The organism is Sutcliffiella horikoshii (genome assembly GCF_019931755.1).
Classification (GTDB): Bacteria; Bacillota; Bacilli; order Bacillales; family Bacillaceae_I; genus Sutcliffiella_A; species Sutcliffiella_A horikoshii_E.
Map to the genome: position 1 here is coordinate 3,563,473 of NZ_CP082918.1, position 11,582 is coordinate 3,575,054.

Annotated in this window: 16 protein-coding genes; 5 read left to right on the plus strand and 11 right to left on the minus strand. The window is 38.8% G+C overall.

Translation table 11 applies throughout. From position 1 onward, the window contains the following. Positions 1-49 precede the first annotated feature (49 nt). Genes K7887_RS18320 through K7887_RS18330 form a run of 3 tightly spaced genes read right to left on the minus strand, consistent with a single transcriptional unit; the run spans position 50 to position 3,522 of the window. Positions 50-1,129, minus strand: coding sequence for a Ger(x)C family spore germination protein (locus K7887_RS18320; protein ID WP_223491064.1), 1,080 nt, complete (start codon positions 1,127-1,129; stop codon positions 50-52). Next, on the minus strand, positions 1,119-2,195 hold the full coding sequence (locus tag K7887_RS18325; protein WP_223491066.1) for a GerAB/ArcD/ProY family transporter: 1,077 nt from the start codon (positions 2,193-2,195) through the stop codon (positions 1,119-1,121). The genes K7887_RS18320 and K7887_RS18325 overlap by 11 nt, the downstream gene beginning before the upstream one ends. Continuing rightward, positions 2,188-3,522, minus strand: a complete 1,335-nt coding sequence (locus K7887_RS18330) for a spore germination protein (protein WP_223491068.1) — start codon at positions 3,520-3,522, stop codon at positions 2,188-2,190. Before K7887_RS18330 ends, K7887_RS18325 begins: the two co-directional genes overlap by 8 nt. 340 nt (positions 3,523-3,862) lie before the next feature. Here K7887_RS18330 and K7887_RS18335 point away from each other — a divergent pair, with 340 nt between their 5' ends. Continuing rightward, the gene (locus tag K7887_RS18335; protein ID WP_223491069.1) at positions 3,863-4,060 is read left to right on the plus strand and encodes a helix-turn-helix domain-containing protein; all 198 of its coding nucleotides are present in this window, start codon (positions 3,863-3,865) and stop codon (positions 4,058-4,060) included. A gap of 4 nt (positions 4,061-4,064) precedes the next feature. Continuing rightward, positions 4,065-4,904, plus strand: coding sequence for a DUF817 domain-containing protein (locus K7887_RS18340; RefSeq protein WP_399209731.1), 840 nt, complete (start codon positions 4,065-4,067; stop codon positions 4,902-4,904). A 273-nt stretch (positions 4,905-5,177) separates the two neighbouring features. On the opposite strand, the gene K7887_RS18345 is transcribed toward K7887_RS18340, so the two are convergent. From K7887_RS18345 to K7887_RS18360, 4 genes are all read right to left on the minus strand, one after another. Continuing rightward, complete coding sequence (locus K7887_RS18345) at positions 5,178-5,735, minus strand: hypothetical protein (RefSeq protein WP_223491073.1); 558 nt, start codon at positions 5,733-5,735, stop codon at positions 5,178-5,180. An 11-nt stretch (positions 5,736-5,746) separates the two neighbouring features. Beyond that, positions 5,747-6,133: a hypothetical protein gene (locus tag K7887_RS18350; RefSeq protein ID WP_223491075.1), complete on the minus strand. Its 387-nt coding sequence runs from the start codon at positions 6,131-6,133 to the stop codon at positions 5,747-5,749. Between the two features lie 73 nt (positions 6,134-6,206). Beyond that, positions 6,207-6,575: a hypothetical protein gene (locus K7887_RS18355; protein WP_223491076.1), complete on the minus strand. Its 369-nt coding sequence runs from the start codon at positions 6,573-6,575 to the stop codon at positions 6,207-6,209. Further along, a complete protein-coding gene (locus K7887_RS18360; protein WP_223491077.1) occupies positions 6,544-6,687 on the minus strand; it encodes a hypothetical protein in 144 nt (47 codons plus the stop codon). The genes K7887_RS18355 and K7887_RS18360 overlap by 32 nt, the downstream gene beginning before the upstream one ends. 171 nt (positions 6,688-6,858) lie before the next feature. Here K7887_RS18360 and K7887_RS18365 point away from each other — a divergent pair, with 171 nt between their 5' ends. The 3 genes from K7887_RS18365 to K7887_RS18375 all read left to right on the plus strand — a co-directional run bounded on the left by K7887_RS18365 (position 6,859) and on the right by K7887_RS18375 (position 8,098). Beyond that, positions 6,859-7,116 carry a helix-turn-helix transcriptional regulator gene (locus K7887_RS18365; RefSeq protein WP_223491078.1) on the plus strand — a complete coding sequence of 86 codons (258 nt, stop codon included), beginning with the start codon at positions 6,859-6,861 and terminating at the stop codon, positions 7,114-7,116. Next, the gene (locus K7887_RS18370) at positions 7,113-7,319 is read left to right on the plus strand and encodes a hypothetical protein (protein WP_223491079.1); all 207 of its coding nucleotides are present in this window, start codon (positions 7,113-7,115) and stop codon (positions 7,317-7,319) included. The genes K7887_RS18365 and K7887_RS18370 overlap by 4 nt, the downstream gene beginning before the upstream one ends. Positions 7,320-7,432: 113 nt before the next feature. Then, positions 7,433-8,098 carry a UPF0489 family protein gene (locus tag K7887_RS18375; RefSeq protein ID WP_223491080.1) on the plus strand — a complete coding sequence of 222 codons (666 nt, stop codon included), beginning with the start codon at positions 7,433-7,435 and terminating at the stop codon, positions 8,096-8,098. A gap of 43 nt (positions 8,099-8,141) precedes the next feature. Here K7887_RS18375 and K7887_RS18380 read toward each other — a convergent pair whose 3' ends face one another. The 4 genes from K7887_RS18380 to ltrA all read right to left on the minus strand — a co-directional run bounded on the left by K7887_RS18380 (position 8,142) and on the right by ltrA (position 11,223). Beyond that, positions 8,142-9,029 carry an N-acetylmuramoyl-L-alanine amidase gene (locus K7887_RS18380; RefSeq protein ID WP_223491081.1) on the minus strand — a complete coding sequence of 296 codons (888 nt, stop codon included), beginning with the start codon at positions 9,027-9,029 and terminating at the stop codon, positions 8,142-8,144. Positions 9,030-9,147: 118 nt separating this feature from the next. Then, positions 9,148-9,402, minus strand: coding sequence for a hypothetical protein (locus K7887_RS18385; protein WP_223491082.1), 255 nt, complete (start codon positions 9,400-9,402; stop codon positions 9,148-9,150). Between the two features lies 1 nt (position 9,403). After that, positions 9,404-9,784, minus strand: a complete 381-nt coding sequence (locus K7887_RS18390) for a hypothetical protein (protein ID WP_223491083.1) — start codon at positions 9,782-9,784, stop codon at positions 9,404-9,406. A gap of 164 nt (positions 9,785-9,948) precedes the next feature. Beyond that, positions 9,949-11,223: a group II intron reverse transcriptase/maturase gene (ltrA, locus tag K7887_RS18395; protein ID WP_223489544.1), complete on the minus strand. Its 1,275-nt coding sequence runs from the start codon at positions 11,221-11,223 to the stop codon at positions 9,949-9,951. Between the last annotated feature and the right edge of the window lie 359 nt (positions 11,224-11,582).

An 11,582-nucleotide genomic window follows, 5' to 3' on the forward strand; every position in this document is an offset into this window, starting at 1 on the left:
AATAAATGCCTGCAAGGGAAGTATGGATTTGCAGGCATTTATATATATCTTAGGAACCCTCGTCGGCTGGCATTCTTAAATTCCCTTCGTTTTGGATATTAATTTTGATATCTTGTGTAAATACGAGCTTTGGATAATATTTTGAACGCCAGTTTTTTAATTTCTCTCTAGATAACTCTTTTCGAAAATACTGTCCAATTCCGAGGATATCAGCTTCACTTAATTGAATTTTTGAAAACATCTTATCGTACCTTTCCAGAAGCAATGCTGTCAACGCCTTTCTTATTTCCTCTCTCGAAGCATCTTCCTTAGTTTCTAAAACCATCACATTCAACCGTAATTCGGAATGAAAGTATGGCCTTCCATTTACTATCTTACTATCGTGATTCATTCTGTTTCCTAAAATCATGACACTTCCTTCATTCATCACTTCAATTTTTCCTTGATTGCTTTCATCATTAAAGGCATTGTAAAGCAACGTTTCGTCGGAGTCTATCATATCAACCATTTTCCCGTTTTTGATGACTGCCCCTCCGACAAATTCACATAGAGATTCTTCCCCTTTGCTTATCATGGCAATGGAAACGTCTTTCGTATAGGAATGAATGCTATGATAGACATGCCATACCCTTGTAATCGGAATTTGCGGATTCCAGCCTGCGTTTTTTTCAAAGAAATCCAACAACACCGTTTCTTCAGAATGCTCCTGGTTTTCCAGTGCGGTAAATAAATCCTCTATATCATTCTGGCTAATGACCATTAACGCTTTGGAAGGAACATCCCTTGACCTCATGAAACCAGATATTAAATCCTTCATTCCTTCCTCAGCCAAACTTCTGTCGACAATGATGACTTTGGCATGTAAAAGATCTACGTTGCTCTCCAAATTTGCGCTCATCTTATCAATAATTTGGTTAATCGTGCTACCCGTCTCTCTCACGATAGTTGTTCGTACTTGTCCCCTTGCTGCCTGAGGTACTTGCAAGAATAGCTTATATTCTTCTTGGTTCTTAGTAATCCCAAGAACCACTGGCATCGTTCTATGATTAATATCTTTATTATCCCAACATCCTGCTAGGATTAGAACAAACACAAACATTATACAAAGTCCAAGCTTTTTAAGCACCATGCTTCTTTCCTCCCTTTGAGAGCATCCCCATGCACAATAATGATAATGGTACGGTAATCAGGACGTAAAATCGAAAAAAGGTATTCCAGCTAAAGAGTTCTTCTACATCACTCCAGTTAGGAATCAAGAGACAAATTAGAAAGATGCTCAAAGTAAAAACAAGAGCCAAATAAGATGGTTTTACAATGGGAATAAACGAGTGGGCGATTCTTACTGCCTTCCACATTACTAATGAAAGGAACAGCATGATGAAGGTTATTAAACTCAATAAGAAAAATATAGTGACCCGATCAAACATCAGCCATGTGATGTTGATTGCATCCAATGTCATCACAAAAGGAAAGAAAAAAGTAGATGCAGTAGCCTGACCATAAGTAAGGATTGGGACATAGACTGAAAGAAAGAAACATGGAACAACCAAAGCAATTCCCAAAAAAACATTCTTTTTCTTGTAAGAAAAATATGGTTGTACAAAACCAAGAAACAAAAACCCTCCACCTATAGCAAAAAAGCTATTCAAGAAATCCTGTTTCTTCAAGAAGGAAAAGTCAGAATTCCAAACAGGGTAGAGGTAGTTCCAATCCACATTTTGAAAAGAAAAAACCATGACAAAGATAATGAGCGGCAAAAAAAGATAGGCAATCACTACCCCAGTCCTAAAGATGGCTTCTACCCCCTTGATGGCCATATAACAAGTGATAACCAATAATAAAAGCATAATGGCCCAGAGCGGAGTATTCGATAAAAACACTATGGTGATGATTTCTGAATATGCACGGACGGAAATAATCATCGCCATCATAAAATACGCAAAAATCGGAAGAAGGAAGAGTACTTTTAATAACTGTCCTCCTTGTGTATAAATTTCAATGATATCCTTACCAGGAAAAAAGGCCAAACCTTTCAAATACAAATAGACAATACAAATATGAAGCAGCACGCCTATCAAAACAGGTATCCAGTGGGACTCATCAGAGCTACCGATAATATTGGCTGGGTAAAGAAAGAAAATGAGACCAAGATGAGTCAACAAATATATGAAAACTACCTGCCAGCTTTTATCCACTATTTATATCACCCTTTGAAAAATCCATATTTAAATACGGGACGCCAAGCGTATTTATACTGGCAAAATATCCACAAATCAAAAACACTCCTGCCATGATGCCTAGAACACCGAATATAGACGCTAAAATCAAAATGGTATACTTCAACATCCGAATGGTGATCAAATTCTGGTAGCCAATGACGGTTGCGTTGGCAATGGTTGTTGCCGCCAACACTATAATGAGAAGATTGCTGACCAATTTAGCCTCAACAGCTGCTTGGCCAAGGATAATCCCCCCTACCATGGTAATGGTTGGTCCGATACTTTGGGGCAACCGGATACTTGCTTCTACAATTAACTCCAAAATCACCAGCATCAGGATGATTTCCACTAAAGCAGGATATGGAACACCATTTCGGCTTTGTGCAATCGATAAGGCCAATTCAATCCGTAAGACCTCCGGGTTGACAGCAACCAGCGCAACATATAATCCAGGAGCAATTAACGCAATCATCACTCCGATTAATCTTAATACTCGAATGGAAACGGTAATTGGCATAGGAAAGTTTTTATCATTTTCTAAAATAAAAATATCCCAAAAAGTGCTCGGCAGTATATAAGCAAACGGAAAACCATCGATAAAAACAACCACTTTCCCTTTCACCAAACAACTAGCAGCTTGTTGGGGTATTTCTGTAGCATGAATTCTACCCACTGCACTCCATGGGGATAGTTTCAGTACTTTCATTAAGTCCTGTATCGATTGTAATTCTATCTCTGAGCCGTTCTCTAACAGTTCTATTGTTTTTTGTAAAAGCTTTTTATTTACACTTTTGGCATCGTAGCTGATTGATACATTTTTCTTCTGTCTTTTCCCTATCAAAAAATCTTTCACTCGCAGCTGATCAGATACCAATCTTTTTCTGAGTATCCCAATATTCACTAACCTTTCTTCATTGAAAGAGTTTAATGGACCTTGCAATACACTGCCATTCGTAGGCTGTTCCACCGGTCTGCTTAATGACACTCTTATCGGTTCTAAACTTACCACGAAATTTTCACAATCTTCGAAGACTAGTATCAATTCACCTTCTAAGACAGCAGTGATTATTTCATGTTCCTTGCTTATTTTCTTTCCATTACTGATTAAGTAGTCTAGCACTCCTTTATGCATGAGGGTCGCTGTCGTCACATGTTTTTCAATTAGTTCCAATGATTTGGCTAAATCAACTAGACTCCGTACACCAATAATCTCAAACTTGGTCTGATTGAATTCCTCTTCTATTACAAAAAAATCATCACTATCACTTAATTTATCCTTTAAGGAGCCTAATAGAGAGCTCATATCATGCTTCCTTTCACCATTTTTAGGATATTCCACTACTTCCTATTAGTGTTTCCTTGAAGGAATTATATATGTAGACTCTCAATTTATTGGTACGGGTAGAATGAATAAATGCCCAACCAAAGTTCTCATACCCTAAAATTTTATTGTTTATCAATAAATTTTATGTTATATTCAATAAAAACATCGTAAGTGAGGTGCTCTTGTGCTCCATGAAACAGGATTTTCAAGCTAGCAGTTTTACTTATCTGGATCCCGCTCCTTGCTTTATATATCTTCTGGCTACCGTAATGCCATTAATACAAAATCAAAAAATGTTTTAAAGGTCTGAGGGGAGCACATGAAGATTTTTATTAATGTGGATGTAATGTTGGCAAAACCAAAAATGAGTGTAACAGTAGAGAGGGTAGGGATAACGATGGCAAAACTATCAATTTTGAAAAATGGTAAAGCAAAGGCTATCTGCATGGCGTTGGATTGTCGGCCTGGAGATATTATCGAATATCAAAATGATGAGGAGGAAACCCAAAATGGCTAGGAGCATGGATCTTAGCTCAGAGATAAAAAAGAGAGAATGGTACATAGTTGGCGCAATCAAGCAACTCGTTCGATTCGGCTGGCAACAGGCTCTCTCCTGCGTGTTTCCTGTCGTTATTTTTGCATCCCTAGCCATAACTCAAGTGATTCCTCTCCCCTTCTTACCTCGTTATGATTGGCTTCTGGTTATCTGCATTCTGATGCAATGGTGGATGTTACGGTTTGGACTTGAAACCCGCGATGAATTAAAAGTTATTACCTTGTTCCACCTTATCGGGCTGGCACTTGAGATCTTTAAGGTGCACATGGGATCTTGGGCCTATCCAGAGGAAGGCTATTCCAAAATTTTTGGAGTGCCATTATACAGCGGATTTATGTATGCAAGTGTCGCGAGTTATCTTTGTCAGGCTTGGAGAAGGTTGAATGTCGAGCTCATTGACTGGCCACCTTTTTGGGCTGTGGTATCACTTGCAGCAGCCATTTATTTGAACTTTTTCTCTCATCATTATTGGATCGATATTCGTTGGTGGTTATCTGCTTTAGTCATTATTCTGTTTTGGAAGTCTTGGGTCCGTTATGAAGTTGGTGAAAAGAGTTACCGTATGCCTATCGCCCTTTCCTTTGTCCTAATCGGATTTTTTATTTGGATCGCGGAAAACATCGCAACATTTTTCGGCGCATGGGAATATCCAAATCAAACAGAGGCATGGAGCCTTGTACATTTGGGAAAGGTGAGTTCCTGGCTATTGCTCGTGATTGTCAGCTTTCTTATTGTGGCGACATTGAAGCGGGTGAAGGGGAAAGGTTCTAGTAGCTTAAATGATAAAATTGCTTTCCATAAATAAAAACCTTGGCATGCAAGCACGCCAAGGTTTTTTTATAACTAAATGTTACCCAATAGAACCTTCCATCTCGACTATATTAAAACGAATATAATTTCAAGAAGTGCATAATATCAAGGTTTTCTTTGTTTTACGCAACATGAAAATTTAGTGTTTTTATAATTTTAAAGAATTAACGGTATCAAAAGTGGTATCACGAAACCGTGGTACCACTTATTATTTTTATTCATTACCTCAAATCAATATGCCGTCTACATTTTGTACACACGAAATAACTTAGCTTACATACTCCAAGATATCCGCGATCACATTCTTTCTCCTGCCTTTCATGTACTCCAACAGGAAATCAAGGTAAACAATCTCGATTAACTTTTCCACCGTAAGCTCATGTTTAGGAAAGAAATATGATAAGTCTTCCAGTAGCACCTCTGCCCTCAGAGCATCTTCCTTATCTATTCTTGTGGAAACAAGGGTCGTGCTTCTAGTTGGTATAATCGGTTGATCCTTAACTAATGGCAACTCCTGTGTACGGACAGTAACTCGGTTGTAAATCGCCCCCACATTTGAATCGTTCTTCCGTACTTCATCCAGGAAGTCCAGGAATATATGTTCAACCAAATCACGTTGTGGAAAGACCTTTTCTGAATCGCACAACTGGTCAATGTCATCACATAGCACCTGGGCCCGCAAATACATATCATTTGGTACACGGATCTCAAACTTGTATCTCTTCTCACTCAATGAGTTGATCATGATTTGAAAGATGTTTCTTTCTTCAAGCGCAGCCTTTTCCTTTTCAATCAGATTATACTTGCTGTATATAAACGCTCCCAAAACATCCCCTCCTATAATTGCAGTTCATTCATCAGAATCCTGTGTGCTGCCTGTTTGACGCTACGAAGACCCCATTCTACCTTCAATTCGATTAACTTCTCATAGACGTTCCTGTGCACTCTGGTAGACACATAGATTCCTGTTTCAATATATTTCTTATCTTTTGCATGCCTGATGAAATCTCTTTCTACAGACAGTTTATAGACGTCTGCTAGAAACGAATGAAACTCTCCACTATGACCTTTTGAAAAACTTAATCTGGCAATCTCTAATTTTTGGCTAGACGTCACAGGGACTATTACCTGAAGCTTTTTGTCTGAACGTTGTTGACGTCTTTGAGGCTTCATATCTACTTTTACCGGCTTGAATTTCTCAAACATAGGGTTGAGCGTGCTCATCCCCCACTCCCCTCTCCAATTCATTTATACTTGTTATCCCAATTACAGAATTATTGAGTTACAGAATTACGGTTTAAAAACCGGGGAGGGATAGGTTGATTCCACCTTCATTCTTCACCTCAATTCTCCTCCCCTCCCCTTGCGGCTGTAAGTCGGGAGTAGGGACGTCTTTTACTGCATTCTGGCCGTATATTTCCGCATTCTGCTCCAACCAATACTTTGCCTCCCTCAAGGACCATTTAGGCTGTGGAAGAGTGACGTCAACCCCCTCCTCTTGATCATAGAAATAGGGTTTCATCAGCTGGTGAAATAGTGGAGAAAAGGCAGCCGTGAATAATGCAGCTCTTATAATCTGATTGCGATCTAGGGACGTCATCTTGTTTAGGTCATCCACGTACTTCCGAAAGACATCATGATACCTTACTGTTGGACGGTACACCATTGTCAGACGTCACCTCCTCCACCATTTCTAAAAGTAATGTGTGCCCTTCAGACGTCAGGAATACGTCTGTACGCTTCAATAAGACTTCTGCCAACTCTTTAGTCATCTTCATTTACTTATTCCCTCCTTGCGTCAATTTGGCGTCCTGTGGATGCCTTTAATAAACTCTATGTAAGTGGACTTATATTATTACTCTTAGAATTATATTTTTTATTTATGAACGTCAATTTTATAAAAGGAATTGCTTTTGTGTATGTTGAATGGGATATGTGGAGGTGTTACGATGCCGATAAAAGGATTTACATGTAATTTGAGAGTTATGTTTGCTGAGGAGAAAATGAAGAATCCTACCTTTACACAAATTAAGTTTGCTAAGAAGATAGGGTTAAGCACGACAGCCTTAAGCGCCTTGGTAACCGAAAGGAGTCTCCCTAGTTTTGAAGTGGCTTATTCCATAGCTAGTGAGCTAAATCGACCAATTGAACGAATTTGGGTGAAGTTCGATGATAGAGTCGAAGTCAAAGAGAGTGATAGTGTATGAGAAACAAAATTGAAGTTGGTGATACAATCAGAAATCCTGAAAATGGCCTTGTTGGAGTCTTAAAGAAGGAAGAAGGTAGAGAAAACTACTACGTTGTAGGGGAACATGAGTATGCAGGTAAATGGCAAACTGCCGGAGGATCTTTGAGAGACTACCAAAAATGGGATTTGTACCAGAAAGGGGATAAAGAGAATGCCGATTAATAAAACAAGAGGATTTTTAAAGGTTGGAAAAATAATCTCAAGTGGCGCAGCTGGTAAAGTTACAGGTAGAGCTTTAGGGAAGTTTTCTAAGTAAATCATAAAGTAGGGATCATATGATAAAAGTGAAAGATATGCCAAATACATGGAAAATAAAATATCCAAAACGAAAAATATACCTTATGCGTGATCATAATTGGGCGTTTTCTGCTTGGGAAATTAGTAGGTTGAATGGAGAAATTTTACCTGGCGCAAGGCTATTACATGTAGATTTTCACGATGATTATTGGGATCCAGAAGAAACAATTGAAATTAATACGGAACAAGATGCAATATTAGCAGGTAAGAAGTTAAACATAGCAGAATTTATTAAAGCAGCAGAATCAACTGGAACAATAAAAGATGTTTATATGATCGGTGATTATAGTATGGCAACTCAAAAGAAGGTTGTTCATTCCTATAGTTATTATCAATTTGAAAACGAACATCGATTGAATTTTTTTCAACCTGAGAATCAAAGTTTTATATTAGATTTGGATTTAGACTTTTTTAATATACACGCCCACAATAGTATAAGTGCATATAATAGCAATCCTTATCTTTACAGTGATGAATATATAAAGAAACACTTAGAACGATTTAAACAATATGTAGATTGCTGGGATATTATTACTGTTTGCATATCACCTGAACATTGTGGTGGTAATGAAGCCGCGCAACACTTATTGGATTTATTTTTAGAAGTCTTTGAGTTGACGAATGAACCATTTATAAAATGGTAATTAAACAGCAAAAAAGCCCCTCCGTTGCAGGAAGGGCTTTTAATTATTTTCTTAACTTATTCAACAATTGTGTGTTTTGTGCTGCCGTACCACTATAATTATTAATACCATGTTGCTTGGCCAACTTTTCACGATTAGCATAGGTGGAATCTTTATTAATGGAATTCAAATAATCAACAATACTATCAGTTTGTAGATTTCCTTGGGCTGCCTTAGTTGCATTAGTAAGGGAGCTCGGCCCACCAGCAACTAGTAACACCTGTCCAACCACAATCGTATAGTTACTATCAAGATTGTTCCAATCTCTAATTTGTTGGACTGTACTGCCATATCGTTGACTTAAGGAATAAACCGTGTCACCTGAGACCACAGTATGATAGACGGTCGATGTTTTTCTTGTTAGACCAAAGCTCCGGACCATCCCATTCACATGGCCACGGGCAATATTCTCAATAAAAGAAGCTGATTTGAGCTTTGCTGCATCTTCCGCATTATCGATAAATCCATTCTCGGTTAGTAGAGCTGGCATGTTAGATTCACGCAACATATGGAAATTCGCTGTCTTCTTTCCTCGATCACGGAAGTTTACGAGCTTCATAATTTCCTCATGAATTAGATTCTGATATGTGGTTGTTGGGGCTCCTACTCCTGGATAAATAAAATCTTCATACCCGGTTCCACCACCTGCATTGATGTGGACGGAAAGAAGGAAGTCTGCTCCCCAAGCATTGGCTGCATTCGTACGCTGAGTAAGGGAAAGCGTTTGATCTCCCGTTCTACTCATAAGCACAGATACATCATTGAACTCATTTACTAACATGTCTCTAATACGCGTGGAAATTTGCAAAGTCAAATTCTTCTCCTGTAGACCGTTCCCGACTGCACCTGGATCTGTCCCACCATGACCAGGGTCAATAAATATTTTTACCATTCTTAATCACCTCATATTATTTTTATGAAACCAGTAAATAAATGCTTGTACTCTTAACCTGATAAGACTCCATTCCTTCTCACCTCCCCAAAAGAAAAAGCCACCCAAATAGGCAGCTTTACTTCTTCATTAATCCTTGCGCTTTTAATGCGTTCTCTTTCAGTTGCTGCGCTTGTTTGCTGACATAGGTGTTCTTCCAGATGCCCCAGAGGTTCCAGGCAAGAAATGCTGTCATCATGACAGCTGCTACAAACGGTCCAACATACTTCTCTAAATCCCATCCAAATACTGCAGTTAAAAAGATTGCAACTGCAGATCCCCAAGCGCTTAATAAAATACCCCAATCTTTCCAAGTTTGTGGTTTTGTGTACATATTATTGTCCTCCCATTCCTAATCCGTTTTTGAATACCAGCCAACAAAAAGCTCCTAACCCCGCAGCGAAAGGTGTGGCGAAAATAAAAAAGACCTTCCAGGCGAAAGTCTTCATACTTTTGTAATTTTGCTCATGCATTTTATTGGAATTTTCGACTAGCTCTTTAAAGTCATCGAATTGCTTTTTTATATCATCTTCTACTTTATCTAGCCTTTTATGGGCCGACTTTGCACTTTCGTCTGTTCTCTCCGCCATTTCTTTTACATTGCGAAGGTTCTCAAACTTTTCAGTGTGGCTAAAAACCGTTTTGTCCACCTCATGGAGGGTTTTCTGTATGTCTTTAATCCCATCTTTCATTTCCCTCACATCTTGTTCTCTCATGTCTTGCGCCTCCTCCATTGACAACAGTATAATCGCCCCCTTCTATATTCAGCATTTACTAACCTCACTCCCTTCCACACAAATCGAGTAGAGGGAAAATAACTTAAATTATTTTCGCCCCTCTCACACCACCGTACATACGGTTCCGTATACGGCGGTTCAATTTATATTACAGTGTGTACTTTTAGATAATGTTCTAAAGCAGAGGGGAATCCCCTCTGCTTTAATCTTTTGTTTGAGATAGCTCTATGAATAACTTTTGATAGTCCGATGAACCGGTAACCTCTCCGACAGAAAGTTAACCCTTTCGCTTCTTCCTTCGGAATTCCTAGTTGGACAAGCGATTTGATTTGTTTTTTCGGTACCTTCCATTGCTTCCAAATGATAACTCTGATTCTGGAGCGAAGCTTCTGGTCTATCTCAGTCATTGCTGTTTTCATATTTGAAGTTCTAAAGTAATTAACCCATCCGATTATGACTTGTTTTAGTTTTATTATTCGATAGTCCAACCGTATACTCCAATTTCGCTTTGTTAATTTCCGAAGCTTCCGTTGGAATTTTTGAATGGAGTCAGGATGAGGTCGTACTTGATATTTCTTACTTTTACTATCGTAGTAGTAACCAAAACCTAAGAATTTCAAGTCATTGGGACGAGAGATTTTACTCTTTTCCATGTTGACTATCAGTCCTAATTTCTTTTCTATGAACCGTACAATTGAATCCATCACTCTATTAGCCGCTTTCTCACTCTTCACAAAAATTAGGGCGTCATCTGCATATCTTACAAATTGGAGTCCTCTACTTTCTAGTTCCTTATCCAATTCGTTCAACATAATATTACTCAGAAGTGGACTTAGGTTTCCTCCTTGCGGAGTCCCAACTGGTGTGGTCTCATATCTTCCATTCACCATCACTCCACTGACGAGATATTTTCTTATTAGAGAGATGACATCTCCATCATCTATTGTGTTAGAGATGATTCGCATGAGTTTATCATGGTGGACTGTATCGAAAAACCTTTCAAGATCAATGTCCACAACCCAGTTATGTCCATCATTTAGAAATTCAAGGCTTTTAATAATTGCCATCTCACAGCTTCTTTTGGGTCTGAAGCCATAACTAAATTCGCTGAACTGCTTTTCAAATATCGGGCTGAGTATTTGATGGATGGCTTGTTGAACTACCCTATCCACTACTGTTGGTATTCCCAATTTGCGCATCTTGCCATTTTCTTTTGGGATTTCCACTCTTAAGGCAGCTTGTGGTTGGTATTTTCTTGTTCTGATGCGCTGACGCAGCTCGTCTTTGTGCTCTTTCAGATATTGCTTTAATTCATCGACCGTTATTCCGTCGACCCCACTCGCACCTTTGTTTTTATAGACACGAAGGTAAGCTTCATTCATGTTTTGATTACTTAGTATTTGTTCTAAAAGTTCCACACTCGTTTCTCCTATCCGTTCACGTAGTAAGTGATTATTCCATTTTGGTTATCCTCTGAGATACGCTCATACGTTCACCATTAACACATTCGGAACACTTCACTTACGCATTCGTGGTGTCGAAACACTATAAATTGTTCAGCCCTTCATGGAATAATTCCACTACTATGGCTTCGGCTGACTTCTTGCGGCAAACCTTTTTCGACTGTACCTTGGTACATCCGCAAGACCTCCCAGGGTAAGACAACTATCTTTCCTCTTTTACTCGCCTGATTTACCCTACAAAGTTACGCACATCTTTTGGACTTTGACTTGTTGAGGAGCCTCATCCCTTTGAAGAGCCTTAGTATCAGATTTCT

What these genes read in the sequence shown, in the direction of transcription:
- K7887_RS18380 (WP_223491081.1), bottom strand. Translation starts at nt 9,029, where the DNA reads ATGGTAAAAATATTTATTGACCCTGGTCATGGTGGGACAGATCCAGGT.
- K7887_RS18355 (WP_223491076.1), bottom strand. Translation starts at nt 6,575, where the DNA reads ATGGTGTACCGTCCAACAGTAAGGTATCATGATGTCTTTCGGAAGTAC.
- K7887_RS18370 (WP_223491079.1), top strand. Translation starts at nt 7,113, where the DNA reads ATGAGAAACAAAATTGAAGTTGGTGATACAATCAGAAATCCTGAAAAT.
- K7887_RS18330 (WP_223491068.1), bottom strand. Translation starts at nt 3,522, where the DNA reads ATGAGCTCTCTATTAGGCTCCTTAAAGGATAAATTAAGTGATAGTGAT.
- K7887_RS18385 (WP_223491082.1), bottom strand. Translation starts at nt 9,402, where the DNA reads ATGTACACAAAACCACAAACTTGGAAAGATTGGGGTATTTTATTAAGC.
- K7887_RS18390 (WP_223491083.1), bottom strand. Translation starts at nt 9,784, where the DNA reads ATGAGAGAACAAGATGTGAGGGAAATGAAAGATGGGATTAAAGACATA.
- K7887_RS18335 (WP_223491069.1), top strand. Translation starts at nt 3,863, where the DNA reads ATGAAGATTTTTATTAATGTGGATGTAATGTTGGCAAAACCAAAAATG.
- K7887_RS18350 (WP_223491075.1), bottom strand. Translation starts at nt 6,133, where the DNA reads ATGAGCACGCTCAACCCTATGTTTGAGAAATTCAAGCCGGTAAAAGTA.
- K7887_RS18320 (WP_223491064.1), bottom strand. Translation starts at nt 1,129, where the DNA reads ATGGTGCTTAAAAAGCTTGGACTTTGTATAATGTTTGTGTTTGTTCTA.
- K7887_RS18365 (WP_223491078.1), top strand. Translation starts at nt 6,859, where the DNA reads ATGCCGATAAAAGGATTTACATGTAATTTGAGAGTTATGTTTGCTGAG.
- K7887_RS18360 (WP_223491077.1), bottom strand. Translation starts at nt 6,687, where the DNA reads ATGAAGATGACTAAAGAGTTGGCAGAAGTCTTATTGAAGCGTACAGAC.
- K7887_RS18375 (WP_223491080.1), top strand. Translation starts at nt 7,433, where the DNA reads ATGATAAAAGTGAAAGATATGCCAAATACATGGAAAATAAAATATCCA.
- K7887_RS18340 (WP_399209731.1), top strand. Translation starts at nt 4,065, where the DNA reads ATGGATCTTAGCTCAGAGATAAAAAAGAGAGAATGGTACATAGTTGGC.